General features: G+C 38.4%; 30 protein-coding genes. 11 read left to right on the forward strand and 19 right to left on the reverse strand.

The window, feature by feature from the left end; genetic code table 11:
• Positions 1-2: 2 nt before the first annotated feature.
• From IQ283_RS10375 to IQ283_RS10395, 5 genes are all read right to left on the reverse strand, one after another.
• On the reverse strand, positions 3-872 hold the full coding sequence (locus tag IQ283_RS10375) for a DNA-3-methyladenine glycosylase family protein (protein ID WP_194220107.1): 870 nt from the start codon (positions 870-872) through the stop codon (positions 3-5).
• Positions 873-1,013: 141 nt separating this feature from the next.
• Entirely contained in the window at positions 1,014-1,799 is a 786-nt protein-coding gene (gene pdaA / locus IQ283_RS10380) for a delta-lactam-biosynthetic de-N-acetylase (protein ID WP_194220108.1), read from the reverse strand.
• 144 nt (positions 1,800-1,943) lie between these two features.
• Positions 1,944-2,738: a YfkD famly protein gene (locus IQ283_RS10385; protein ID WP_194220109.1), complete on the reverse strand. Its 795-nt coding sequence runs from the start codon at positions 2,736-2,738 to the stop codon at positions 1,944-1,946.
• Positions 2,739-2,904: 166 nt separating this feature from the next.
• Positions 2,905-3,507 carry a YczE/YyaS/YitT family protein gene (locus tag IQ283_RS10390; RefSeq protein WP_194220160.1) on the reverse strand — a complete coding sequence of 201 codons (603 nt, stop codon included), beginning with the start codon at positions 3,505-3,507 and terminating at the stop codon, positions 2,905-2,907.
• A gap of 74 nt (positions 3,508-3,581) precedes the next feature.
• Positions 3,582-4,970 carry an MATE family efflux transporter gene (locus tag IQ283_RS10395; RefSeq protein WP_194220110.1) on the reverse strand — a complete coding sequence of 463 codons (1,389 nt, stop codon included), beginning with the start codon at positions 4,968-4,970 and terminating at the stop codon, positions 3,582-3,584.
• 185 nt (positions 4,971-5,155) lie between these two features.
• On the opposite strand from IQ283_RS10395, the gene IQ283_RS10400 reads away from it, so the two are divergent.
• A complete protein-coding gene (locus IQ283_RS10400; protein WP_194220161.1) occupies positions 5,156-5,578 on the forward strand; it encodes a pyridoxamine 5'-phosphate oxidase family protein in 423 nt (140 codons plus the stop codon).
• Between the two features lie 95 nt (positions 5,579-5,673).
• Here IQ283_RS10400 and IQ283_RS10405 read toward each other — a convergent pair whose 3' ends face one another.
• The gene (locus IQ283_RS10405; protein WP_226616524.1) at positions 5,674-6,063 is read right to left on the reverse strand and encodes an OsmC family protein; all 390 of its coding nucleotides are present in this window, start codon (positions 6,061-6,063) and stop codon (positions 5,674-5,676) included.
• A 141-nt stretch (positions 6,064-6,204) separates the two neighbouring features.
• Here IQ283_RS10405 and IQ283_RS10410 point away from each other — a divergent pair, with 141 nt between their 5' ends.
• Both IQ283_RS10410 and IQ283_RS10415 read left to right on the forward strand, forming a co-directional pair.
• Positions 6,205-7,374, forward strand: a complete 1,170-nt coding sequence (locus tag IQ283_RS10410) for an MFS transporter (RefSeq protein WP_194220112.1) — start codon at positions 6,205-6,207, stop codon at positions 7,372-7,374.
• Between the two features lie 142 nt (positions 7,375-7,516).
• Positions 7,517-7,975 carry a TlpA disulfide reductase family protein gene (locus IQ283_RS10415; RefSeq protein WP_194220113.1) on the forward strand — a complete coding sequence of 153 codons (459 nt, stop codon included), beginning with the start codon at positions 7,517-7,519 and terminating at the stop codon, positions 7,973-7,975.
• Between the two features lie 38 nt (positions 7,976-8,013).
• Here the strand turns inward: IQ283_RS10415 and IQ283_RS10420 are convergent, their stop codons facing one another.
• Positions 8,014-8,475 carry a VanZ family protein gene (locus tag IQ283_RS10420; RefSeq protein WP_194220114.1) on the reverse strand — a complete coding sequence of 154 codons (462 nt, stop codon included), beginning with the start codon at positions 8,473-8,475 and terminating at the stop codon, positions 8,014-8,016.
• Positions 8,476-8,575: 100 nt separating this feature from the next.
• Between IQ283_RS10420 and IQ283_RS10425 the strand changes: the two genes are divergently transcribed.
• Complete coding sequence (locus tag IQ283_RS10425; protein ID WP_194220115.1) at positions 8,576-9,742, forward strand: class I SAM-dependent methyltransferase; 1,167 nt, start codon at positions 8,576-8,578, stop codon at positions 9,740-9,742.
• A gap of 148 nt (positions 9,743-9,890) precedes the next feature.
• Here IQ283_RS10425 and IQ283_RS10430 read toward each other — a convergent pair whose 3' ends face one another.
• Positions 9,891-10,688 (reverse strand): VLRF1 family aeRF1-type release factor, encoded by a 798-nt coding sequence (locus tag IQ283_RS10430; protein ID WP_194220116.1) that lies wholly within the window; start codon positions 10,686-10,688, stop codon positions 9,891-9,893.
• 300 nt (positions 10,689-10,988) lie between these two features.
• Here IQ283_RS10430 and IQ283_RS10435 point away from each other — a divergent pair, with 300 nt between their 5' ends.
• Complete coding sequence (locus IQ283_RS10435) at positions 10,989-12,902, forward strand: heavy metal translocating P-type ATPase (RefSeq protein ID WP_194220117.1); 1,914 nt, start codon at positions 10,989-10,991, stop codon at positions 12,900-12,902.
• Between the two features lie 39 nt (positions 12,903-12,941).
• On the opposite strand, the gene IQ283_RS10440 is transcribed toward IQ283_RS10435, so the two are convergent.
• The 6 genes from IQ283_RS10440 to IQ283_RS10465 form a co-directional block, all read right to left on the reverse strand.
• Positions 12,942-13,766, reverse strand: coding sequence for a YihY/virulence factor BrkB family protein (locus IQ283_RS10440; protein ID WP_408962590.1), 825 nt, complete (start codon positions 13,764-13,766; stop codon positions 12,942-12,944).
• Between the two features lie 22 nt (positions 13,767-13,788).
• Positions 13,789-14,190 carry a YtxH domain-containing protein gene (locus tag IQ283_RS10445; RefSeq protein WP_194220119.1) on the reverse strand — a complete coding sequence of 134 codons (402 nt, stop codon included), beginning with the start codon at positions 14,188-14,190 and terminating at the stop codon, positions 13,789-13,791.
• Positions 14,191-14,264: 74 nt separating this feature from the next.
• Positions 14,265-15,131 (reverse strand): fructosamine kinase family protein, encoded by an 867-nt coding sequence (locus IQ283_RS10450; RefSeq protein WP_194220120.1) that lies wholly within the window; start codon positions 15,129-15,131, stop codon positions 14,265-14,267.
• Positions 15,128-15,598 (reverse strand): low molecular weight protein-tyrosine-phosphatase, encoded by a 471-nt coding sequence (locus tag IQ283_RS10455; RefSeq protein WP_194220121.1) that lies wholly within the window; start codon positions 15,596-15,598, stop codon positions 15,128-15,130. The genes IQ283_RS10450 and IQ283_RS10455 overlap by 4 nt, the downstream gene beginning before the upstream one ends.
• A gap of 2 nt (positions 15,599-15,600) precedes the next feature.
• A complete protein-coding gene (locus IQ283_RS10460) occupies positions 15,601-16,002 on the reverse strand; it encodes a secondary thiamine-phosphate synthase enzyme YjbQ (protein ID WP_194220122.1) in 402 nt (133 codons plus the stop codon).
• Between the two features lie 134 nt (positions 16,003-16,136).
• On the reverse strand, positions 16,137-17,351 hold the full coding sequence (locus IQ283_RS10465; RefSeq protein WP_194220123.1) for an EAL domain-containing protein: 1,215 nt from the start codon (positions 17,349-17,351) through the stop codon (positions 16,137-16,139).
• 241 nt (positions 17,352-17,592) lie between these two features.
• On the opposite strand from IQ283_RS10465, the gene IQ283_RS10470 reads away from it, so the two are divergent.
• The 4 genes from IQ283_RS10470 to IQ283_RS10485 all read left to right on the forward strand — a co-directional run bounded on the left by IQ283_RS10470 (position 17,593) and on the right by IQ283_RS10485 (position 20,454).
• Positions 17,593-18,381: an STAS domain-containing protein gene (locus tag IQ283_RS10470; RefSeq protein WP_194220124.1), complete on the forward strand. Its 789-nt coding sequence runs from the start codon at positions 17,593-17,595 to the stop codon at positions 18,379-18,381.
• A 157-nt stretch (positions 18,382-18,538) separates the two neighbouring features.
• Entirely contained in the window at positions 18,539-19,288 is a 750-nt protein-coding gene (locus IQ283_RS10475) for a TIGR02206 family membrane protein (protein ID WP_194220125.1), read from the forward strand.
• Between the two features lie 25 nt (positions 19,289-19,313).
• On the forward strand, positions 19,314-19,586 hold the full coding sequence (locus IQ283_RS10480) for an acylphosphatase (protein ID WP_194220126.1): 273 nt from the start codon (positions 19,314-19,316) through the stop codon (positions 19,584-19,586).
• Between the two features lie 67 nt (positions 19,587-19,653).
• Positions 19,654-20,454 carry an STAS domain-containing protein gene (locus IQ283_RS10485; RefSeq protein WP_194220127.1) on the forward strand — a complete coding sequence of 267 codons (801 nt, stop codon included), beginning with the start codon at positions 19,654-19,656 and terminating at the stop codon, positions 20,452-20,454.
• A gap of 116 nt (positions 20,455-20,570) precedes the next feature.
• On the opposite strand, the gene IQ283_RS10490 is transcribed toward IQ283_RS10485, so the two are convergent.
• Positions 20,571-21,881, reverse strand: coding sequence for a lysine N(6)-hydroxylase/L-ornithine N(5)-oxygenase family protein (locus tag IQ283_RS10490; RefSeq protein WP_276511827.1), 1,311 nt, complete (start codon positions 21,879-21,881; stop codon positions 20,571-20,573).
• Between the two features lie 177 nt (positions 21,882-22,058).
• Here IQ283_RS10490 and IQ283_RS10495 point away from each other — a divergent pair, with 177 nt between their 5' ends.
• Positions 22,059-22,820: a class I SAM-dependent methyltransferase gene (locus IQ283_RS10495; protein ID WP_194220128.1), complete on the forward strand. Its 762-nt coding sequence runs from the start codon at positions 22,059-22,061 to the stop codon at positions 22,818-22,820.
• Between the two features lie 45 nt (positions 22,821-22,865).
• Here the strand turns inward: IQ283_RS10495 and IQ283_RS10500 are convergent, their stop codons facing one another.
• From IQ283_RS10500 to IQ283_RS10510, 3 genes are all read right to left on the reverse strand, one after another.
• Complete coding sequence (locus IQ283_RS10500; protein WP_194220129.1) at positions 22,866-23,657, reverse strand: ABC transporter permease; 792 nt, start codon at positions 23,655-23,657, stop codon at positions 22,866-22,868.
• A 4-nt stretch (positions 23,658-23,661) separates the two neighbouring features.
• On the reverse strand, positions 23,662-24,606 hold the full coding sequence (locus tag IQ283_RS10505) for an ATP-binding cassette domain-containing protein (RefSeq protein WP_194220130.1): 945 nt from the start codon (positions 24,604-24,606) through the stop codon (positions 23,662-23,664).
• A 149-nt stretch (positions 24,607-24,755) separates the two neighbouring features.
• Positions 24,756-25,124: a DUF1992 domain-containing protein gene (locus IQ283_RS10510; protein WP_194220131.1), complete on the reverse strand. Its 369-nt coding sequence runs from the start codon at positions 25,122-25,124 to the stop codon at positions 24,756-24,758.
• 184 nt (positions 25,125-25,308) lie between these two features.
• Between IQ283_RS10510 and IQ283_RS10515 the strand changes: the two genes are divergently transcribed.
• Positions 25,309-25,434 (forward strand): DUF2639 domain-containing protein, encoded by a 126-nt coding sequence (locus IQ283_RS10515; RefSeq protein WP_194220132.1) that lies wholly within the window; start codon positions 25,309-25,311, stop codon positions 25,432-25,434.
• Between the two features lie 48 nt (positions 25,435-25,482).
• On the opposite strand, the gene IQ283_RS10520 is transcribed toward IQ283_RS10515, so the two are convergent.
• Positions 25,483-26,181 carry a VCBS repeat-containing protein gene (locus IQ283_RS10520; RefSeq protein WP_194220133.1) on the reverse strand — a complete coding sequence of 233 codons (699 nt, stop codon included), beginning with the start codon at positions 26,179-26,181 and terminating at the stop codon, positions 25,483-25,485.
• Between the last annotated feature and the right edge of the window lie 12 nt (positions 26,182-26,193).

The following is a 26,193-nucleotide window of genomic DNA, read 5'->3' on the forward strand; positions in this document are numbered from 1 at the left end:
ACTTAACCGCTTAAGCTTTCCCATAAATACATGGACACATAGCTTGAATACGGAGACCATTTCTCTTTATACTTAACGACTTCTTCTTTTGTAGGCTTTGTTGATAATTGAAACCATTTCATAATGGCATTTTGAATCCCAACATCACCTGCAGGTAATATATCTTTCCGTCTTAGTCCAAAAAGCAGTACACATTCAACTGTCCATGGACCAACACCTCTTATAGGAAGCAGTTCATCATATACTTCCTTAGTTGTTAATTTGTTGAGGTTCTCTAAATCAAGCTCTCCTGATACAATCTTTTCAGCAATTCCAATCACATATTCTGCTTTTCTTTTGCTAAATTGTAAATCGCGTAATTCTTGAACAGTTAAACGACTAACCACCTCTGGTTTAGGATAGAACCACACGCCATCCATTTCAGTTCCATAGCTTGTCACAAAACGATAGGTCAGCGTATACGCAAACTTCATATTAAGCTGCTGATGAACAATATTCTTCAGTAATGCACAATAAGCGTCAGGCTCACAAATAATTGGCATACCGAGATAATTATCCATCAATGATCGAATATTTGTTTCTTTTAGTACTGACGAGATCCCTTCAATGTCCATATGAAAGTCAAACATATGACTAATCTGAGTAATCGCTTGTTCCTTATTACTTACATCATTTCCGTATATCTCAAAGCAAGGGTATTTACGATTTCCAGTTGATTGAACTGTATATACGGCTTTTTCATTATTAATAATAAGAGGAATCTTAAATTGTTGACTGTGACCATCGACATACTGAAGCGGGTCCATGCTCATTCTTTGGAAAAGTCGATCTACGTCATATGGCGCTTTAGGATATAACTTCTCAACCCACATCATACCGCCTCCATTTCTTAGGTCGTCTATATTATCGCAAATCCAAAACAGGATTACTAGTTACAGAAGAGCAAGTCGTCCTTTCTTCTTTCTTCTTAAATCATGCAAAAGACTGCCATTTCTGGCAGCCTAGAATATTTATTAAGGAATAAGCGGTTCAGGAATTGTTTCAGTTAGGACAAGATCATCCAGACTTTTAAAGGTATACCCGTCTTTCTTTAAATCCTTAATAACTTTCTGAAGAGCTTCAGCGTTATCTTTTGAGACTGTATGAAGAAGCAGTATCGCTCCCGGGTGAACTTGTTTCATAATCGAATCATAAGCATACTGACTCCCCTTTTGCTTATCCGTTTCCCAATCTTTATAGGCAAGTGACCAGAAGATGTTACGATACCCCTCTTCGTAAGAAATAGCGAGTGACCTTTCGCTAAAAACGCCACGAGGTGGTCGAACATACTGCATCGTTTCATCTCCAGTTAATCGGGTGTACTCTTCCTTCACTTTTTTTAATTCAATTCTTATCTTTTCATCAGAAATGGCCGTCATATCAGGGTGACTCCAGGAATGATTCCCAACGATATGTCCCTCTTTTACCATTCTCTTAACGAGATCTGGCTGGTCCTTTAAGTAATGACCGGTAACGAAAAAAGTGGCAGGTACATCTTCTTTCTTTAGAACATCCAAAATATCGTCAGTGAATCCATTCTCATACCCATTATCAAATGTCATATACAATTCCTTCTGATCAGTTCGACCAATGAAGTAGCTGTCGTAGGGCTTTAGTAATTCCTGAAATTCAGGCTCTGTTGTGGCAGGTGCATGATTTTTGCTTCGTTTAAAATACCAATCATGAGACGTGTTATCTATCGCATAGGTTCCCGTCACTGTTCCAATAAATATAACGATCGTCATTACGAGTATCCTCATTTAATCCCTCCTTTGTCTGTCCCCTTATTTAGTGTGTGAAGTTTGCACTGTTTTCTATCCTAATTCCATCTCTTTGGCTAAGGAAATTACTTCCTCAAACAGAATACCTTGTTATCCTCATAAGAAAACCAGCATTTCTGCTGGTTATTGTCGCGTATTAAATTCAAAACTAAGGTAGTCTTGAACCGGGATCCAAGCACCAATTCCTTGCTGAGTCACGTTACGAACCTCAAGTTTCATTTTGCTTCCTTTTAAAACAAGATAAACTTCTCCATATGTTACTGTCCCTTTTTCATTTACAGCAGGAACATAGCTCGTTAAAGTACCATAGTTCTTAGCTCCCACATTATACACATTACCTTTTTTAGTATCTTTCCCAATCATTGTTTGAAAAGATAAAGAGAGCTTCGTTTTTTCAGATGCCTTCATCATCATCATCTTCTTCACGTCTTCACTATCAGGAATTGAGGCCGTTAATCCACCATTCACCTTCTTCTCTTCCTCTTGGCGATACGTCATCTGAATTGGACCACTTCCACCTCGATTATCTACCCGATTTATATTTGCCTGCTTGTATTGCCAGTTAATGTTTGTTTCTGCAGAATCATAATTCAACGCCCACTTACCTAGATAAATACTCGCACGATAACCGATCGCTAGCTTAGACGGTGAAATCGAAGAATCATTTAAAATCTGAATCAATTCAGGATTAGCAATGGGGACATCTGCAGATCCTGTTAACTCCTTCGTCAACTCACTCGGCTGCAAGGTAGGTAAATCCTGTGCGGGATTTGGATAAGTGTTTTCTTTCGAAATATTAACCGTAGAATCAGGAACTTTTAGCGATTGATCTTTCCCCGCTTTCTGACCTTCTGCGGCTAGTGTGTTTAGAGGTAGAATAACAGCTAGAATAACGAGCATTAACAAGATTTTCTTCATACAAACTTCTCCTTTGTTAGCATTCATTTAAACGAATGGCTTCAAACTCTTATCAGTATTTTTTTCTAGAACCATCCCTTTTATCCAATAAATTTAGATATTAAAAGCGGAAACGAACGTTTAGAGCCGACAAGCGCTAGACATTTCCCACAAAAAAAATGAACGCTTAAGCGTTCATTTTCTCAAAAGTAGGATAGAAAAATTGGACAAGAGGTCCGATGCCAAATGTAATGGCAATCGTGCCCACACCAATCGGCCCTCCTAAAAGCAATGCAGCAAGTAGCGCAATAAGTTCACCAGCCGTTTTCGAAGTTCGAATGCTTAAACCAGTTCTATGATGAATCGCAAGCATTAAACCATCGATTGGGATCACCGCAAATTTGGCTTGAAGGTATATCGCAATACCAAGGCCGATGAATATCATTCCTATTATAAAAACCGCATAAGCAAGGAATAAGTCCGTAATCGTCCAATTTGAAAATAACGTAATTAACCAAAAATCAATAAACAAACCTGTTACGATAATAGTGATAAGAGCAAAGAAATCTGGCCAGGCTTTCATCAGAAGCGCATTGACTATAATCAAGATGACTCCAACGAGGATTACCCAGGTCCCAACCGTAAAACCGATCTTCTCAGATAATCCTACGTTAAGCGCATCCCAAGCTCCTGCTCCGATATCAGATTTAATTGTTAATGTTATTCCAGCAGTTAATACGAAGAGCCCTATTACATAAAATAAGAATCGTTTTATTTTCACTGACTGCATCCTCTCTTTTACTATATCCTTTTCATTGTAACGTACGATGTAGTAAAAAGACGACACTTTCTAAGCTATTCCTTTTAAGCCTTACTTTGAGTTGAACTTTCGTATTGACTTGAGTCTTCTTCCTTTTGCTGATCGAACAATTCTATATCACGCCATTTTCCATAACGGTAATATCCAATAGCAAATACGCTCGAGATAATAAAGCTTACTCCTATACCGTACGCAATCCCTTCTGCTCCTAACCATTTTGAAAAAACGTATGTGAGCGGAACGCGAAGGATCCAGAATGAAATAATATTAAGTATAAGCACCTGAACCATAGCACCGGCAGCTTTAACCACTCCATTTAAAACAAAATTAATACCAAGAAACGGATAGAAAAAGGCAACGGTTTTTAAGTAGTTCTCACCGAAAGCAATTGTCTTAGGATCATCAATAAAGAGACGGATCATTGATTCAGCTGATAAAAAGATAATAGCACTAATTGTAAAAGAAACGGCAAGGATTAAAATAATCCCATTCTTAGATATCGCTGAAACTCTTTGCCACTTTCCAGAGCCAATGTTCTGTCCAGCCATGCTATTTACAGCGGCTCCAAGCGTAAACGCCGGTAACATGATAATACGATCAAGCCTTTGCGCAGCTCCAAAACCAGCAACCACTTGTGTACCAAAACTTGCAACAATCCCCATAATCGCCGTCACTCCCGCTGAAACGGTCATCATTTGTAAGCCAGCAGGAATTCCAAGCTTTGAAATTCGTTTAAGCTCTTTCATGTCTGGAAGATGGGGAACAGTAAACGGGATTTTAGACTTCCAGATAGAATAAACCACACCATATAGAAATGCTGACCCTTGAGAAATAATCGTTGCATATGCAGCACCTTCAATTCCCCAGTTGAAATAAGCAATAAACAACGGATCCAGTGCAGTATTTAAAATTACAGCAAAAAGGACAAATCGAATCGGAGTTTTACTATCCCCTAGAGCTCGCAATACTGTGCCAATAAAGTTATACCCAAATAAAAAGAGAATGCCTAAAAAGTTAATTCGCAAGTATACTTTCGTACTTTCAAATATCTCATCTGGCGTTCCAAGGAATTTAAGAATGGGGTCAGTAAAGAGGAAGCCAATAATTCCAAACGCAACCGATAAGATCGTTAACGCAACAACAAAAGCATTTAGCGACTCGACTAACCCTTCTTTATCAGATGCTCCTTTCCGCTGAGACAGTACTGTTAACGTTGCACTATTCACTCCGATGATGAAGGAGAGAACAGTGAAAATGACGGGAGCTGCAATTGAAATAGCGCCAAGTGCATTTGAACCGAGTAAGTTACCAACCCAAATGCTATCTATAAATTGATAAGACGTTTGCAGTAAATTAGTTAAAAAAATAGGCAATGAAAAATAAACCATTTGCTTCGTAATGTTACCTTGAGTAAAATCATAGCTCTTGTTCATCTGATTACCTTCTTATGTTGAAATTAGAATCTACATATGGCTATACCCCTAGTATCTGATTGAAAAACGAATGAATGCGCTAAAAGCTCCCGTAGTAAATAATGGCATATTATCGCGTTTTAGAATTCGAGATTAGAGGAAGATTAAGATTATAGTTAAATTCGAAAGGAGAATTTGTAATGGCAATGTCTCAATCAGAAATTAAAAACAAGGTACTGAGCATCTTTGATTCTCACTATGTAGGAACACTTAGCACAGTGAAGGAAAATAAGCCTCATTCAAGATTTATGACGTTCTTCCACGATGAACTTACACTAATGACTCCAACTAGTAAGGAAACTCATAAAGTAGAAGACATCGAGCAAAATAATAACGTGCACGTTTTGCTTGGATACGACGGCGAAGGTTGGCATGACCGTTACGTAGAAGTACAAGGTCACGTCACGATAGATGACTCAAAAGAAACGAAAGAAAAACTATGGGGTGACCAGCTGAAACGATGGTTCGATTCACCAGAAGATCCAAACTATGTCGTTCTCACAATCACTCCGGACACAATTCGTTTAATGAATGAGGGTGAAAACACACCAGAAACACTTGAGTTATAAAATAACCTCCCATTAGAGGAGTTTTACTACGCATAGATAGGTAAAATAAAAAAAAGAAAAAAAGGGCCACTGCGGTGACCCTTTTTTTCGTTTCTTTATTTTGATACAATCTCGAAAGTTTCCTTCAATTCAATGCTTCCCAAAACAGACTGTGCCATTGAACAATGCTTTTTCGTTAATTCAAGCGCTCTTTCTACTTTCTGCTCGTTCAGCTCTCCAACTAGTGTGAAATGAAGATGAATTTCTTCAACACGATTTGCTTCCTTTTCATTACGAGTGACATCCGCTTTTATTTGAATATCTTCATAGTCCATTCGCTTTTTATCAAGAATTTGGCGTAACACACCACCACTACAAACTGCTATTGATGAAACAAGTAGTTGATATGGACGAAAACCAAACTGCTCGTCCCCTGAAATATGAAGCGTTCCATATTCAAAATCAGCTGTAAAACCAGTTTCTTCTTTCTTCATGTTAAATTCCAACATGACCACTCCTTTACTAGACGTTGTCCTTATTTTAGATCAGCTTTTAAAAAAATGCGAACGGTGGCTCTTTTCACCCCATTCCATTATAATAAGCACTGATAAGAATTTCCTTTTTTGGCTAATTGGAGTGTGAACAAATTGTTTGAATCAAACCGTTACCGATTTCTGATTCTTATTTCAATCGTTTTTATTTCTGGGTATTCTCAAGGGATGCTGCTTCCTTTATTATCTATTCTTCTAGAGGAGGCAGGCGTATCGTCTAGCATGAATGGACTTAATGCTTCGGCTCTTTACATAGGGATCCTTTTTGCCTCACCCTTTATTGAGAAACCCGTTCGAAAATATGGTTATAAACCAGCTATAGCAGTTGGACTTCTGCTTGTTATTGTTTCAATCACGCTAATACCTATATGGCAGGCTTTTTGGTTTTGGTTCATTTTAAGAATCATTGTCGGAATAGGAGATAACCTTCTTCATTTCGCAACACAACTTTGGATTACAACAACGACCCCAAAAGAAAAAAGGGGGAGAAACATCGCCATTTATGGATCTGCATTCGGACTTGGTTTCGCTGCCGGTCCCCTCTCGACTATTCTAGTTGAGTATTCTATGTACCTCCCATTTTTACTGGCATCAGGCATTGCTATGGTGACATGGTTGATGCTGACAAAAATCAAAAATGAGTTCCCTGATCCATTGACGCACGGTTCTGAACGAGTTCTATCTAAATATGCGCGCGTCCTGAAAGTTGGCTGGGTAGCCCTCTTACCTTCTTTCGGATACGGATTTCTTGAAGCATCTCTTCACGGTAATTTCCCTGTGTATGCACTTCGGAACGGAATTGATATAAAATCGGTTTCGATTTTACTTCCAGCCTTTGTGATCGGAAGTCTTGTGTTTCAAATGCCTCTTGGCGTTATCAGTGATAAATTTGGTCGGAAAAATATCTTGCTCGTTAGTATTTTTTTTGGCTGGGTTAGTTTTTCGTGTGCGATCTTCACCACATCAGTACCAATACTTTTTATCTTATTTTTCCTTGCAGGCATGATGGTTGGATCTTTATTTTCACTGAGTATTACCTACTTGGCCGATCTGCTACCAAATAGTCTTCTCCCAACCGGGAACATTCTAGCTGGCATATTTTTTGGCATTGGTAGTATACTCGGACCCTATCTTGGTGGAGTTTTCATTGATTGGTTTACAGAAGGAAGCATTTTCTATGCGATTAGCGGGATGCTACTCTTCTTATTTACAGCAACAGCCGTTCATAAGAAACCCGAACCACATGCTCAGTATTCTACATCGTGAGTAAAGAAACCTTTTAAAAGCCATCTTAATAATATAATACATGAACCCTTTTCATTGACTTATGATTTATATGTACTATAATGAGAATTGTGATTATCTGATAATGATTATAATTAATTCCGAACAAAGGAGTCGATACAGAATGAAACTACGCGAAGAAATGCCTGAACTAGAAGGCGCTAAAGAATGGTTTAACGGAGAAGTTAAGAAGAGTGACCTCGTAGGTAATAAACCACTTACTCTTATTCACTTCTGGTCCATTAGCTGTGGTCTATGTAAAGAAGCTATGCCAATGGTTAACGAATTCCGTGATGAGTATAGCGAAGATATGAATGTTATTGCTGTTCATATGCCACGCTCTGAAAAAGACCTTGACCTTGAAGAAATTAAACAAGTAGCTGATCAACACGATATTAGCCAACCAATCTTCGTTGATAGTGATCACAAATTGACAGACGCATTCGAAAACCAATATGTACCTGCCTATTACGTGTTTGATTCAGAAGGTAAACTTCGTCATTTCCAAGCAGGCGGAGAAGGTCGTAAAATGCTTACAAAACGTATTACTAAACTTCTTGATAAAGCGAAGAAAGAAGACTAAATAACGAAATGATAAAGAGGCAGCGCAAGCTGCCTCTTTTATTTTGTCTTTTTCATTTTCCTATATAATGAAAGCACTATGCGATAGGCACCGTAGCCTACGATAGCTCCAAGAGCATTTAAGAGAATATCATCAATATCAAATATACGGTGAGCGACAAAGTACTGCAATAATTCAATAACAGTACTCGTTGAAAAACCGATCAGGCCAATAATAAGCACAGACTTTCCTTTTTTATAAACTAGCGGTGTTAAAAATCCTAACGGCATAAACAACATAATATTTCCAATAATATTTTTTAAGATGAGCCAGTAGCTTCCGCTTTCCCACATTAACTTTATACTATCGAACAAAACAAGGTTAACTGATTTACCATATGGATAATAATTATAAATAAACAACGTCGCATAGAAAAGCGCAAGTAAGTAGATACCTAAAGCGAAGGACCCACCCCTCTTCACCCATTTCTGCGTTGACACACCTTCGTTCTGAGTCTGCATATCCTACGTCTCTCCCTATTCTTCAGATGCCTTATGGGCTGTCTATATGCTATAGTATTCTATACAAAATATGTTCATGTAACAAAATTGAGGTGGAAAAATGCCAGAACTCCAAGAAAATGTCTTAAAGAACCTTTCTTCAAACCTAAACAATTATAACATTCCTTTTTTCTTTATAAATGAAACAGCTCTTTGGCTTCAAGGAGCAGTCGATGCCCCTCATTCTATAGCCGTTTCGATTCAATGGGATGCTTTTGAGTCCGTCGTAGATGATTTCAATCTTAAATACGGAGTAGCAAAACCCGATTACACTTCCGAAACTGCTTACGCTCTTTATGTGATCGATGAGTGTCCGGTACGAATTGAGTGCACATACAACACCGTTATCCGCACGAACCCTTATCTCATTGAAGTCTCACTAGGAGAACAATCGGTTCAATGCCTTTCACTCTATTACTATCAGAAGCTTCCAGAATGGCGGAATATAATTGATGCTCACCTAAAAGAAATACAAGAGAATGTGACAGCCCAGAATGCAAAATCTTGGAATCAACAAACTTACGAAGCATTGCTTAATCGATTTGGAAAACCTGAAGAAGCCGCAACAAAATTAAAAGAAAATCCAAAATCACGTCTTAAATCACTTCTACCGTATCTTCCTTCACTACAAGGAAAGAAAGTAGCCAACTTAATGGGATCACATGGTATGAAAGCGACAGCAATGAGTTTACTTGGTGCAAATGCAACAGTCATCGATTTTTCCTATGAAAATGAGCGATTCGCCAAAGAAATTGCAGAAGAGTGTAACGTGGACCTCTCCTATTATGTCACTGACATTTTAAAAATGAACCATGATCTCGATAGAAGTTTTGATATTATTGTTATGGAACTGGGGATTTTACATTACTTCCTTGATCTTCACCCTCTCTTCAAGGTTGTTTCACGTCTCTTGAAGCCAGAAGGCACCTTTGTAATCCAAGATTTCCATCCTATATCAACAAAGCTTATTTCGTCTAAAGGAAAGAAGCATAAAGTTGATGGTAACTATTTCGATCCGACAATCCACAAAACTAAAGTTGCTTTTGAGAAGCATTTAACGAACGAAACAGCAGAAAGCCTGGTGCTTCAGCGTAAATGGACACTTGGTGAAATTCTTACAAGCATTGCTGATGAGAACCTTATTATTAAACAGGTAACAGAGGAACCGAATATTAAGCTCCACGACAGAGGCATTCCGAAAATTTTCACTGTTAAAGCTATCAAATAGCCCTAATATAATAAGGTAATGTTAATTAACATTCTAGATTTTTCGCTCGCCCTGTGATGACCAATTGAATGAGTCAAAAATCGAGAAGCAACAGTGGAAGCTAACATAGCTCATAATAATAAAAGCACCCTCAAGGGTGCTTTTATTATTATGAGACTAGCGATTCAATTACTTCATCATCTCGCTTATCAGAATAATTCTTACCAACTACTGTCGCTTCCTTATTCATTAACTCATTTAATTCGCTTGCTTCTTCTTTTTCACCAGCCACGTAGATTTTTTCCCACTGCTGAGTTTTTGCTTTTTTATCAAGCTTTGCAGCCATCGATTTGTACCATCTTTCACGATTGGCTTTTACTCGATCTTCATATAGCTCTCGCTGTGCTGTACTTCCATTTCCAGAGATATTCTCATTTCCCGTTGTTCCCTCGTAAATTCTCCAGTTATCCTCGTCCGGATCCCAGGCATATTCTTCACTTTTGGTTAGAAAACCAAGTTCAGTTTCAATAATCCGAACATAATCATGATGGACAAGCACAATACCAGTATTTGGATAGTTGTTTTCAAGTTCTTCTACTACTTCTAGTTGAGGTTCTTCTTCCCAATAAAGGTTCGTTTCGACTGGAACTTGCGTACGCTCTACGAACCAAATCTGATCATCTGAAGAAGCAATAATAATAAGTCCGCGTTTTAAATCATTTTCTATACGATTAAGCTCATCTTGAATTTTCTCTTTTACTTTTTCATATTTTTCAAGATCTTCTTTATTATCACTTTGCTTTAAGTATTCCTCGAAATTTCGAAATCCGTTTTTCAATTGAATTTTCCATTCACCATTTTGTCGGTCCGCATCACGACGATCCGTATTTAAATACAAAGTAAACACTTTATCAGGCTTTTGGACACGAGCATGTTTCAGTTGTTCTAGCTTTTCTTTTAATAGCATTGTACTCCTCCTCATCTTTTCTTTGTTACAAATTCAATTCCCTGTTCATTCCCATTTTTAAACATAAAATCATTCCGCCCAATTGTTCTTTTTCTTATAGTCAAGATGAGAAGCATGTGATAGAATAAAATTATTAAAACATGATAATCATTCTAATCTATATGAAAAACATTCTCAATTCGATTTAGATAACTCCGTATTATCAGCTTTCTAATGCTGTGACCACTTTAAGTGGTCACAGCATTGCACGTTTAGTAAGGGAATGACGATGACTATTATTCTCAATTAGAAAAAGGAGGAATGATAATGGAACAGGCAAATATTCAATCAAGTACTTACACTTCACATACTTCTTTCTGGTGGAATACTTTGAAACGTCATGGGGAGCTAACTGCTGCCCTAATAAGCGGATTAATCATCGCCTTTGCTTGGATCATGGAGGGCGCATTTTCACCTTCCGTTGAAGCTAGTCTCTATATCACGGCATTTGTTATTGGCGGTTTCGCTAAAGCAAAAGAAGGAATAGAAGACTCGTTTGCTGAGAAGGACGTGAATGTTGAGCTTCTTATGATCATCGCAGCGATCGGTGCTGGTAGTATTGGGTACTGGACTGAGGGAGCCATACTTATATTTATTTTTGCATTAAGTGGTGCCCTTGAAACCTATACATTGAACAAGAGTGAACGAGAGCTTCAATCTCTGATGGAAATTCAACCAGAAACCGCAACCGTTATTTCAAACGGTTCTGAAATGGTTGTACCTGCTAGTTCGCTGTCTGTAGATGACGTTATTCTTATTAAACCAGGAGAAAGAGTCCCTGCAGACGGATTAATTATGAAAGGGCAAACTTCTCTGGATCAATCTGCAATTACCGGCGAGTCTATTCCAGTCATTAAACGAATCGATGAGGAAGTATTTGCTGGAACGTTAAATATATCAGGACATTTAACCGTTAAAATGACAAAGAGTAGTAAGGACACCGTCTTCCAAAAAATCATTGCTCTTGTTCAAGAAGCCCAAGATCAAAAAGCACCATCACAGCTGTTTATCGAAAAACTTGAAGGCTGGTATGTCAAAATCGTATTACTAATGGGCTCTTTACTTATGATCCTTCCTCACTTTCTTTTTGGATGGACGTGGGATGAAACGATCTATCGTGCTATGGTTTTTCTTGTTGTTGCTTCTCCATGCGCCCTAGTTGCTTCCATTATGCCAGCTACACTATCGGCTATATCAGCAGGTGCACGAAATGGCATTCTATTTAAAGGAGGGGTTCATCTCGAACAACTCGGCTCCATGAAAGCTGTTGCACTTGATAAAACGGGAACATTAACGGAAGGTTCTCCAGTAGTTACAGATGTTTTCACTCGTTCAGATATTGATGAGACGACATTCATGAACACCGTAGCCTCTATCGAACGGCAGTCGACACATCCACTTGCAAAAGCCATTGTTAATCATTCAAGATCACATAACTGGCTAGAACCTGAGGAAATGAAGGATCATTCTGGATGGGGTGTTGAAGCGAAAATTAACGGAATCAGCTGGAAGGTAGGGAAGTTAGATTTCTTTACTGATAAGGATGGATTTGATTCTTTTCAAGAAAAGTACGCCCAGTTGCAATCAAGTGGGAACACCATTGTACTTGCTGCGGATCAACATGGTATTGCTGGTATGATAGCTTTAAAAGATAAAGTACGAAGTGAATCCGCAACAATGGTTAAAGCGTTGAAAAAACGTGGGATTGAGCCTATTATGCTGACAGGAGACAGTGAACAAACAGCAAAAGCGATAGCAGAAGAAGTTGGCATAGAAACCTATTTCGCCAATTGTCTTCCAGAAGATAAAGTAACCCACATGAAAGAATTAAAGAAAAAATATGCAACGGTTGGCATGATTGGAGACGGCATTAATGATGCACCGGCTCTAGCGGTTTCTGATGTTGGAATTGCTATGGGTCAGGGAACAGATGTAGCGCTCGAAACCGCAGACGTTGTTCTAATGAAAAATGATCTTGGAAAACTTACTCGAGCCGTAAATCTTTCTAACCGATTAAATCAAATTGTAAAACAAAACGTGATCTTTTCCATTGCTGTCATCCTCATCCTTATTGCATCTAATTTCTTTCAATTCCTCACCCTTCCATTGGGAGTTCTCGGTCATGAAGGCAGTACCATTCTTGTTATATTAAACGGATTACGCCTATTAAAATAACAAAAGCCCAATAGTTATAGCAGCATATCGCCGCTAGCTCTATTGGGCTTTTTTCCTGAAATAATTTGAGGTCGCGTTCACTTCGCCTCCTATGATAATCACAAGGCCAGTGAGATAGAACCAAAGCATAAGGGCAATAACCCCTCCAAGACTGCCGTATGTAGCAGAATAGTTGCTAAAGTTGTTGATGTAGTAGGAAAAGGCTAATGATACGAGCTGCCAAAATACCGAAGCAAATACAGACCCTAGCAACACATCTTTATAATTCAGCCGTTTATTTGGAGCATAGTAGTAGATAAACATAAAAACCACAATCATAATGGATAGGCTTAAAGTCCACCGGATGATCGCAAACATAAAACTTAATGATTCAGGTAATTCAAAGAACGATACAAAAAACCGCCATAGCGTTTCCCCAAATACAGGTAAAACGAGTGCCACAACGATTACAAAGATCATCGCTAACGACAATAGAATCGATAATCCTCTCGCTAGTAAAAAATGTCGACTTTCCTGAACGTTATATGCTCGGTTAAGTGACTTAATGATCGCATTGATTGCATTAGATGCTGACCAAATTGTTGCGATAATCCCAAATGATAAAAGACCTTTGCGTGCTCCATCTTCGAGAATAAGATTTTCTTGAATGGTCACAAATGATTCCGAAGGTGCGTATTGCGCAATTAAATCAAGAATTTGATCCTGAGAGAAATCAAAATGAGTGAGGAGGGTAATCGCAAAGATCAGAAACGGAAACAGCGATAATAAAAAATAGTAAGCAAGCTGTGCCGATAAGTCGGTTACTTGGTGTTCTTTTATTCTTGAAAATAGCTGTTTCGAAAATTGCCCTAATGATGCATCCACCATATACCCTCCTGCGGCTCAATTAATGTGTCAATTTATCGTTAGTGTTGCCAGTTAATTCTTCACCGGCTTCCACAACTCTCGAGCCTATTTCTTTAAGATCGTCCTGTGTTTCTTTGACAAGATTAAACGCTTCAACCGAACTTTCTTTCAATCCATTGAATTTCTGAGACAAGGTTGAAATGTCATCTTGTACTTCCTTCATTAGCCCGCTTGCATCATCTACGGTTTGCTTCCATTTATCCGTATAGTATGATGGATTATTCTTAACATCACGCAAAATAGAGCCTGCTTTTTTTGATCCGTTTTGAATGGATTCTCTCGTTCCTCGATCGAACAGTGAAATAAGTGCGCCTGCTATTCCACCAATAAGGACTGCCTTAAACAGTTTATTTTGACTACCGCCTGAATATGTCTGACTCATTTGATTTCCTCCTTGTTATATAAAGATGCGATTTAATTCCCTTTATTCACGCTTATGAAACGCCTTCATAACAGTCAGAGTGTGTACTTTTGCAGTATTCGATCTACCGCACTTCCATAGCTTTCCCCAAATAAGATCAAATGAACAAGAAGATAATATAACTGATAGATCGGAATTCGATCCTCAAATTCTTTCTCTAACGGATAATCAGCTCCATATTGCTCGTAGAACGTTTTTGAATAACCACCAAATAAATATGTAAATGCGATATCTACTTCTCGGTCACCAAAGTAAACAGCAGGATCAATTAAATAAGGTTGCCCATTCTCACCATACAACCAATTACCACCCCAAAGATCACCATGTAAAAGTGAAAAAGATGGTTTATGCCCTATGATTGAATCAAGCCTCTGGCGGAGTTGGGTTAAGCGGCGGTCACGCTCCCTTGAGATCCTCCCCTTTGCAATTGCTAGCTCCTGCATGGCCCCAAGACGCAAATCTCTGTAGAACGTAACCCAATTGGAAGAAGGGCTGTTTAATTGAGTTAGCTCTCCTATAAAATTGGGCTCATTCAGACCAACCTGATTGGAATGCTGTTGATGCATTTTTGCAACAAGACTACCTAGTCTCCGATCGCCTGTTTCATCAGAAGGTATGGAACGAATCCATTCCATCAGAAAAACCATTTCTGATTCATCACGCGCCTTAAGTAGAAGGGGATTTGGTACCATCAATCCATTATTCCGTAATCGTTCAAGGCCTTTTTTCTCAGCTAGAAAAAATTGTTCAGAAGCTGTTTTATTTATTTTCGCAAAGTATTCCCGCTCTTTCGTTCGAACGTAAAATGCCTGATTTATCGAGCCTCCTAAAACAGGCTGCATATCGACAATTGAAGTTCGATCACCTGTTTCTACAATCGCTTTTTCAATATCAAGCTTCATATGCCCTCTTCATCTCTAATATGTTCAAGTAATTTAGAACAGCCCTCTTCAACCATTTGGTAAACTTCTTCAAAATTCCCTTCAAAATAAGGATCAGGCACATCTTCAATCTCACTTTCGCTTACGTAGTCCATCAATCGTGAAATTGAGCTCGATGGGTTCATTCCCGCCATTTCATGAAGTTCTCCAAGATTACTTGCGTCCATTGCAATCACATAGTGAAATTGAGAAAGATCGGCTTCCTTCACTTGTCTTGCTTTCATTCCATCCACTGAAATTTGTTGCTTTAAAAGAATTTCCCGAGTTCCCTCATGAGGAGGTTCTCCTACATGCCAATCACCTATACCAGCTGAATCAACCTCAATCTGATCCGATAATCCAGCTTGAGCTACTTTCGACCTTAGGACTGCTTCCGCCATTGGTGAACGACAGATGTTTCCTAGACAAACGAATAAGACTCGGATCATCGTTATCCCTCCATTGTTTTGATATAAACGGTACGGTTACGTGGGCCATCGAACTCACAGAAATAAATGCCTTGCCACGTGCCAAGAATAAGACTACCCTCTTCTACAATGATCGTTTGCGATGCACCTACTGTACTTGTTTTAAGATGAGAAGCAGAGTTTCCCTCAGCATGTTGGTATTTTTCGTGCTCCCATGGATACACTTCATCTAATCGCATAAGCATATCGTGCTTTACATCTGGATCAGCATTCTCATTAATCGTAATACCAGCCGTTGTATGAGCGGAATAGACGAGAACAGTCCCCTGTTTAAGATTCTCATCACGGATTACCTTTTTAACCTCTGAGGTAATATCAATCATTTCATCTCGACGATTTGTTTTAACAGATATTTTTTTAAGCATCTGATCCCTCCTATAGCTACTATCTTACTACTACCCTTAAAAGCCTCTTTTCACTCTAGTCTTGCCACAAACTTTCTATATGACGCAAACCACGTGGAACAATGACTTTCTACGGAGCTTATGTTCACCACTCTCTAGTAGTCATCTCGTTCATAAAGATAGAGGTATGGTATATCTAGAAACAAGTAATAAGATTCATTTATAGGATAAGAGTAAGTCCGGATGAGCTCATTTGTTTCAATATCACTATATAGGTCAGACAATATCCCAACCTTTTCATGCTTCATCCTCACGATATTTTCGAGAAAATATGGACGCCAGCTCCAATTATCGCCTTCATATTCAGGCTGAAACTCCCACCCTCCTTCTCCATTTCTATAATAGTTAGACGAAACTTGATGACCGTCTTCATCACAAATGTAGCCTCTAAAACAAGCTTCACCAAGAGAATGGGCAGCTTCAGCTACCATCGTATTCCAATCATTTTGCCTGCTCCTTTTTATGTGCTGCTGCAAATGACGATTAAAGTCCTGAGACAGCTCATAAAGCGAGAGAAGACGCTTTCTCTCATGCGTGATAAAATGTTGAAATTCATTTGTTAACAAAGATTTATATTGGTTAACATCAAGATAATCTGCTCCCGGCTTACCAAGATAGTATCCCTGATAATAACGCCCGCCGTTCTCCCATGCATATTTTAGCTGACCTACTCCTTCAATTCCTTCAAACAGTAGAGTTGAACCAATTTTTCTTCCTAACATAGATAAGGCATACAAAACTTCTCGATATTCTGGAGGCATACCTTTATCTTTCAAATTCAATAAACCAACCTTAATAATATTGGGATTAAGAATAGCAATTTTTTCAATATTACTCATCGTATTACCTGCATGGCTAACAGCTACTTGTACACCAAGACTCTTATAATACGTAAGGATATGCTGAAGAGTCTGTAACGCTTCATCTTCAATATCATAATCAGAAACCTCTATAACAATTTGTTCATAAGCGATCCCCTTATTCGCATACTCTTCAAGATCGTTTGTGAATGTTTCACCATGGTCATAAAGAAGGTGCCTGGCACTCGAATTAAAAAATAGGCTCTGACCGTTTCCGCGCTCTAAAAGAATATCAATCGCTTGACTTCGAATATGTGAATCAATTTCTAATATGTACTCTTCAGGTATAGACTGATCTTGAAAAAAGAATCCGAGACTATCTATTCCTTCTTCTGTTCGAATTCTTCCGAGAACTTCATAACCGATAATTTGCTGCTTATCAGCACTAACAATAGGCTGGAAGTATGGGAAGATCTCTTCTTTTTTTCCCATAACATCAAGTGCATCCATTACATAACCCCTCCCGTTCAATCAAAATAAATAATTTTATTATAGCATGAATACTAAATATCCTTTATATCTCTATCTTATTTGTCTGATTTTTTCAGTTTATTATCTGAACATTTTTATAAGCTAGTCGAATAAATGGGTTTTCATTGGTTTTTCTACGATAGCGATTTATACTAGTAGTACCATTCAATTTAAAAGGTGATGATCAAATGAGAAATATGACGTCATGGAGCTGTAAGCTATGAAAGTAAACAAAGAACAGCTTAAGCGTATGAAAAGAAATGAATTCGTTAGAACAGCAATAGAATATGTAGATACAGGAGTCGTCATTACAGATCCTGAGCTTCCAGATAATCCAATTGTTTATACAAATGAAGGTTTCGAGAAATTAAGCGGATATTCAACCGATGAAATTATCGGGAATAATTGTCGTTTTTTACAAGGAGCGGATAGCGATAAAGAAACGCTTGCTCAATTACGTTCCGCTATTCAAAATGAAGAGAAAATCAAAGTTGAAATCAAAAATTATAAAAAAAATGGAGAATTCTTTTGGAATGAACTCCAAATTTACCCAGTCTACTTCGAAAGTGAACATCAAACATTTTTTGTAGGGGTACAGCAGGATGTTACTAAACGCAAAATGGCCGAAGAACGATCTGAACATTATTTCGAACAGGTGAAACGTTTATCCACTCCTATCGTTCCAATTGACCGTAAAGTCTCGATCGTTCCAATAGTTGGGCACATTGATGACGAACGAATCGATCTCATTCTAAAGAACGTAAGTGCCCATATTCAAAAGAGCGGAGATGAATACTTAATTATCGACCTTTCTGGCGTCAGCCATTTCACTTCCGAACTTCATAAAGGAGTCTATCAACTCCATCAGCTCATTAAGCTAATGGGAGCTGAACTAATGCTAACCGGAGCTAGACCTGACTTTGTCTTAGAAGGTGTACAAGCTGACTTCTCTCTGTCTTCCGTCAAAAGCTTTCCATCTGTTCAGCACGCTCTCATTACGATCAATTAAAGGATTGAACTGAGCTAGCCATTTAGTGGTTTTTCTTCATCAAAATACTATGAACAGATTCTTTAACAATCTCAATAAATGAAGCCAAAAGCTTTCGAATAAACGCTTTTGGCTTTTTTATAATAGCTAACTTGATTAGAATAGAGGTTTTTTAGGAATGGAAACTTTTTTCTCCTGGTCGACAGACAACCGCTTTGCTCTTTTTTCGTTTCCTCATCTATCAGCGTTGTTTACTTTAGGGATATTGATGTTGCTTATCTTTTGCTTCAGATCAGACTTTAAAGAAAAGCGTGCAAATCTTGCGATGCGAATAATGATTGCCACTGCTTTATTACTGTCAGAGGGGAGCTTTCATCTCTGGTTTATTTACTATAGCGAATGGAGCATTACTACGACCTTACCTCTTCAATTAAGTAGCATTTCACTTCTTTTATCTGTTGCTCTTCTAATAACAAAACAGAGGCGATTGTTTGAAATTACTTATTTCGTAGGTACGTCTAGCGCTCTACTCGCAATGATCACCCCTGATCTTGGCTTCTATTCTTATCCACACTTTCGATTTTTTCATTTTTTTGTAGCTCACGGCGGGATCGTTCTAACATCATGGTTATTTATTGCCGTTGATAAATATATCCCCTCCTATCGCTCAATATGGACGGCCTTTACAACTCTGAATTTATATGTAGCTGTGTTATTTGCAATCAATCTTAGCATCGGTTCAAACTATATGTTCTTAATGAATAAGCCGCATAGTCATACCATTTTGGACTACTTAGGACCATGGCCATTCTACTTACTTTCACTCGAAGGCATTACCATTATCGCCTTCCATCTTCTTTATCTTCCATTCTATATACTGAAGAGCAACTCGTTTAATAGAACAACAAATAGGAAAAGTACTATATAGGACTACTTTGAAAGGATGAAGCGAGATGAAACGGTATCAGTATATTGTTAAAGGAAGAGTTCAAGGTGTAGGATTCCGAGCATATACACAGCAAAAAGCAGCCCAATATGGCCTTACTGGCTATGTCATGAATCGAATGGATAGCTCGGTTGAAGTGGAAGCACAGGGAGAAGAAGCCATGATGACCCAATTTCACTCTGCACTAGAATCAGGTAGCCCCTATTCCGTAGTTGATAACGTGATTATGGAAGAAAAAGATGTCAATGAGATTGAACGGTCTTTTACTATTCGTTATTAATAGGCAATTGGTATGCTTTGAATTATAATATGATTAATATGTTAGTTAAATTTGCGGAGGTAATGAGTTGGCAGAAACGACTTTTTTTTCACATAGTGAGACAACAAGAGCGCTTAATAGTTTAGGCGATAATATATTTGTATGCGATTTAGATTTAAGTATTGTGTGGTTTAATCAACGTGCAGAAATGCTATTAAAGTCACTTATACCTTATTTACCTATTAATCACCCTTCAGAACTAATCGGGAAAAACATTGATGAATTCCATCAAAATCCTTCACACCAAAGAAACATTTTGCTCTATCAGTTGCCATATGAAAGTACCATTACCTTATTTGACCGATTTGCTGCTAGTATCGTTATTTCTGAATACCTTAACGAGTCAGGTGAAAAAACTGGTTATCTACTTGTCTGGCGCGATGTAACAGAAAAGCAAAAGGAGCTTCAGGAAAACAAAAAACTTGTTAGTGAACTATCTTCAGCAATTATTCCAACCATTATTGATAATGCAATTCTTATCCCTCTTATCGGCACCATGAATGAGGAAAGATCTGAAAAGCTTATTAACAACACATTAAATTATTGTGCAGCTAACAATACGGATTATGTTCTGCTGGACTTCTCAGGGCTATCTGAATTGAATGCGAGTTCCGCACAAGCCTTATGTGAGACGATGACAAAGTCGCTCTCTTTAATGGGCATTCTTGTCGTTTATGTGGGAATCACGAAGCGGGTTGTGCAATGGTTAATGAATCTTGATCTTGATCCAAAGATTCCTACATTTTCAACGTTTCGTCAGGGTATTAACCATGTTGTTAATCTTGAAGGATATTCACTCATATTGAAAGAACGTGACGAGAATCACTAATATCACTTATCCTAGTGAAAGAAAAAGGACTTCCCAACAATGATAAGTTGGGGAGTCCTTTTTCTAGTGTGCTTCCGTATGGCTTTTAAAGATCTTTACGTTATCCACTCCAAGTTCTACATTCCTTTGCTAGAAAACTGTTGGAAAACGGTATCTGTATTAACTTTGTATAAGGATCTTCCTGCTACGAAGTTCAACACGCGCTTGTTTCGCTCAACAGAAAGGGCAAGGTTTGTTGCTCCTGTTCCGTGAGAATGATCGAGATTTGTTAACGTAAAAATATGGTTTTCTCTTCCATCTTTAAAGACCAGTTGCTGATCCATCTCTACTTTAAATAGATTCTCATCTTCCCATTCGATTTCGTCTTCTATCCGTTTAAACCATTCAGGGAAGTGAGGTTTATATCCAGTCGCAAGCACAACTTTATCCGTATTCGTTTGGAATTCATGATTTTCTTGCCACTGTCTACAGGCAAGTTCATAGCGATCATCTATCTTTTCAATACCATTTACCTCTGTTAAAGGTTGAATCATCACATCTAGCGAATCCTCTGAGGATCGATGATAAAGAAGGTGATAAATATTCTTTAATGTAGATGGATCTATTCCTTTTCTTAAAGTTCCAAGTGTTGAAAGAGCATCTTTCCGGTCGTCAAAAGAAAGGCCGTGAAAATAGCTAACATAATCAGGTGAGAATACTTCCTGCCCTAGCTTAGCTGATTCTAATTGAAAAAAACCTGCTGACCGAGTCAACCAGTTCAAATGATAGCCGTACTTCTCCTGGTCATGAAGCAAATCATAAAACACTTCTGCAGCACTTTGCCCTGACCCGATCACTGTTACTGAACGTGATTTTTTCAACTCTTTCTCGTGATAAAGATAATGATTTGTATGAAGAACATCTTCAGGTGGATATGAGTCGAAGCCATCAGGTATATTTGGCACACTCCCTGTTCCTAGGACGACATGCTTTGCTTGTAAGGTCTCTGTTCGACCCGTCTTTACCTCTTCAATCGTAACGTTATAACATGCTTTTTCTTTATCATAAAGAACATCAATTACTTTTTGACCAAAGAAACAATTATTTAATTGTGACGCAACCCATTTAGTATAAGCGTTGTATTCTTTTCTCGGTATATCAAATTTATTAAAAAAATAAAACTGATAAAGTCGATCATGCTCATGTAAGTAATTAATAAAAGTATAAGGGCTTTTTGGATTTGCAATGGTAACCAAATCTGCAAGAAATGGAACCTGAAGATCCGCTCCATCAATCAACATCCCTGGATGCCAATTGTATTCTTCTTTCTGATCAAAATAAATCGCTTCTACTTCTGTCTCATCTGCAAGTGCAGCCATCCCTAAATTAAACGGCCCAATCCCAATTCCTATAAGATCATATAACTTAGCTGTATTCAATGTCTTCACGTCCTTTAATCTCCATTCCAGATTCACTTGGTTTGCAGTATCGATTCAATCGAATGTTCGCATATCTTGGTTTACCCTAATCTCTGTAGTTTTAAATCCTAATTGATTATATTAACTTTTTCTCACTCTCTACATTTCCCCTGCTATAATGGTAATTAATAACAGGAGGGGTTATACGTGATAACAGATCAAGCATTTGAATTTCACTTTAAAGACATCGAAACACCGTTCTCAGGTTGGGATTTTTCGTATATTACAAATACAGAAAGAATGAACGGCGAACCGCTTCCGTGGTCGTACACTTCTTATGTTCTACACTATTTCCGCTCTAGCCACAGTGTACTTGATATGGGTACTGGCGGCGGAGAATTTCTTGAAGCATTAAAGCCATTTCCAAAGAAGTTAGCAGCAACTGAAGGCTATCCCCCTAACCTTCCAATTGCCAAATCAAGACTTGAGCCTGAAGGAGTCATTGTAAAAGGATTCGAGGATGACGATACTCTTCCTTTTTTCGATGCTGAATTTCAATTCGTGATGAACAAGCATGATTCCTACTCTCCAAAGGAAGTCCATCGTATACTATCCGCTAATGGAGCTTTTATTACTCAGCAGGTTGGCGGGGAAGATATGAAAGAACTAAATCGAGTGTTGGATGCTCCAATGAAGTCTGAATACGATCATTGGAACTTGAATTACGCCGTTCAAGAACTGGAATCTTCCGGCTTTTCCATTGTAGATGCTAAAGAATCTTTTCCTTCTACACGTTTTTATGACATTGGTGCAGTCATTTATTATTTAAAAGCGATACCATGGCAAATTCCTAACTTCTCGATCGACCGCTACCGAAACGCTCTTTATCGCTTACATAAAAATATAGAAAATAACGGCTTTATTGATATACCTTCACACCGCTTTATTCTACATGCAGCTAAAAAATAGCCTATATTTTAAAAAAGCCCGCAATAAAATGCGAGCTTTTTTCTCTTAATCAGCACTTACCGCTTTGGAGGCACTTACCGCTGAGAAACTAATCGTAATAGCACATAACAGACCTATGACCAGAAATCCTCTAATAAGCGGCCAAGCTTCCCAACCATCAATAAAAACGGAGCGCATCGCTTCAAATAAATATGTCGTCGGATTAATCGTTGCCGCAACTTTTAACCAACCTGCTTCAATCAATTCATAGGGAACAAAAGTTGTGCTAAGAAAAATAAGTGGAAAGAATACAAAAGTCCCTGCTTGTGCAGATTGAGCATTCTTTGTTCGTAACGCTACACCAACAGAATACCCTGCAAAAGCAAGGCCCCACCCAAGCGTTAATAAAAGAACGACGATTACTCCACCAAATCCTGCTGCAACTTCTAGACCAAGAAAATAAGCAACTACTAGAATTAACACCGTTTGAATGAGAAGCTGCAGCATTCCCGCAATAATCGGACCAAGTACGATAGCAAGTCTTGAGGAAGGGGTAAGAAGAAGACGTGAAAAGTATCCATTTTCTAAATCCTTAACCAGCGCTTGCCCAGCTCCACCTGCTCCCCCGATCGCAGCTGAAACGATAGAGACAGGTAAAATAAAGGCAAGGTAGTTTGCTCCTTCAAATGCAGGAAGCTCTGAAATCCCACTTAATCCTCCTTCATAAACAAACAAAAAGAAAAGACTAATGATTAAATTAGGAATGAAAATCAATGGATTCCGAATGATTGTTATGATACTTCTCTTTGTGAAAACCAGTGTATCTACAAGAAAAGAGCCTTTCTTTTGCTCCCCCATAGCTTCACGCCCTTTCCTTTTGCTCGTTCGTCACATTAATAAATACATCATCTAAAGATGGTGGCTTTACATTCAATGTTTTTGGTGAAAGGTTGTGTTCATCAAGCTTACGAACAAGCTCTGATAGAAGTTGTGTTCCATTCTTAGTGTAAAGTGTAATCTCTTCTTTTGATTGCTCAATATTCTCTGCAAGATCGGCTAGCGTTTTACTTGCTCGCTCCGCTTCATCAACCTCATCGAACACAAGTTGAATCGCATCAAATCCGAGCGTCCTTTTTAACTCTTCGGCACTTCCGGATGCGACGATTTTTCCCTGATTGATGATACTGATTCGATCAGCAAGTTGGTCAGCTTCTTCAAGATATTGGGTTGTTAGGAATATCGTCGTTCCTTCTTCTTTATTCAACCGCTTAATTTCCTTCCAAATGGCTTTTCGATTCGATGGATCAAGTCCAGTTGTTGGTTCATCAAGAAAAAGGATTTTAGGCTTATGAACTAAGGTGAGCGCGAGGTCCAACCTCCGTCTCATTCCCCCAGAATACTTTCCACATGGACGATCTGCTGCGTCATTTAAGTCAACAAGGGTAAGTAACTCTACAGCTCTTGTTTTGGCTTCTTTCTTACTAAAACCAAATAGTCTTGCCTGCATTTCAATTAACTCTCTCCCCGTTAACACTGGATCGATACCCGTTTCTTGTAGAGCCACGCCTATATTCCATCGCACCCGTTCAGGTTCTTCACCTACATCGACACCACCTATGCGAATGCTTCCTGTCGTTGGTTTCACAAGCGTTGTAAGAATCTGAACAGTCGTAGATTTACCTGCACCATTAGGACCGAGAAAGGCAAAAAATTCCCCTTCAGCTACTTCAAAACTTACTCCCTGGACAGCTTTCACATCACCTTTATACGTTTTAATTAGCTCATGTACTGATATAGACCCATCCATTCTCTATCCCCCTCTATTGTTGGAAGGCTTTTCTGCAAGAAAACACGCCCGCGCTGTTATACTTACATTCGCCTTAGTTTAAATTTCTCCTTTAATAGAGTGTTTTCGTTCAAAAAAGAATCCCCTTAAATTGAATTCAAAGGGGGCAATTACCATTCGGTTAGTTTCTTTTGCACTTTAGGCTGATATTCTTTAGTTAAACGGAAGCGTCTTTCCTGATAAAGCTTATTGTAACGAAGCTGCTTTTCTGAAATTCGCTGCTTTAAACGCTCTTTCTCCCTATCATCCTCACAATACTCTAGAAGTTTTTCTAGAGACAGTAACTCATTTTTTAAATCCATTTCTTCAGGGAGATAGCCACTATTCTTTAGAACTTTATAGGCTATTCTAAGATCTTCTGGAATCATCGATAAATCCTCAAGATTCTGTCGTTTTCCTTTACCAAGTAGATCGTCAAAATCACCATTTTTCAATGCTGTTTTAATCTTATCCTCTGCCACAAGCCAGGCAAAATCCATGCACATCCCTCCTTACTTTGATTATCCTTTGTTGTTTATGAATTGTCATGAATCCTGTAACAAAATTCCTTCAAAAAAATAGACTTTTCCCCTTTTCATAGAGAGCAATGGATGATAACATGGTTCACGGTTAAGGTTTATTGAATACTCCTTATAGAATTTTCAATAGAGAAAGGATGGTTCGATGCATTACGCAAGCAAAGGCTGGTACGTTGAACAGCTTAAAAAACATGATGTACGTTACATTGAAGGACGCAAGACAGAGAAATTCAAGAAACACGTACTTGCATCTCTTCTTGAAAAGCAATAAAAACGAAATTCCAAAGGGGGGTCACATCCCCCTTTTCTTACATACTCTCTATCCAAATATACATAAAGATTGATACATAGGAACGAACTGGTTTTCTTTCCACTGAAGTGGTGTAGAAAGAAAACCTAGCCCATCCGCGTTATATCTTCCGATTACTCTCTGATAGACCAACAATTCATCAACTCCGTCACGCTGCAAATCAATTGGATATACGCCTCCAGGAGGCAAGACACTTCCCTTTATCGGGGCTTTTAATTGCCCGTTCTCCTTATAAATTTCCGAAAGATACTCTTCTCCTTTATAAAGAAGACTCACAATATAGTTTTGATTTAACGTTTTATTTTCAACCTTCGCTTGATAATAATCAAGGTAGTATACATCATAAGTAAAAGCTTCATAGAAACTCTGTTGATCAAAAAGTAACCTCAGGGTTTGATTTAGATAGGAATACAAAAAGTCATACGTAATTCCTCCACTCCCTCCAGAATCAGAACGCACTAATATTTCCTTCACTTTGTTCCCGGTAAAATCACCCAAATAAAGGGTCGGGTTATAGCCACTACTACCCGGAAGAGCAAAAGAGACATCGATCGCTGTGGCATCGTTTTTGATCGTTAGAACCACGCTATCGACTAACGGTGAATCATCTCCAAATGGTTTATTACCAGTAAGGGTCACAAGATCAGGAATGCCGTTCCCTGTTACGTCTCCCACCTTCTGATCTAATAAAATGCGCGCTGCTCTCATTGCTTCCAGCCC

The sequence above is a fragment of the Pseudalkalibacillus hwajinpoensis genome, assembly GCF_015234585.1.
Lineage (GTDB): Bacteria > Bacillota > Bacilli > Bacillales > Guptibacillaceae > Guptibacillus > Guptibacillus hwajinpoensis_B.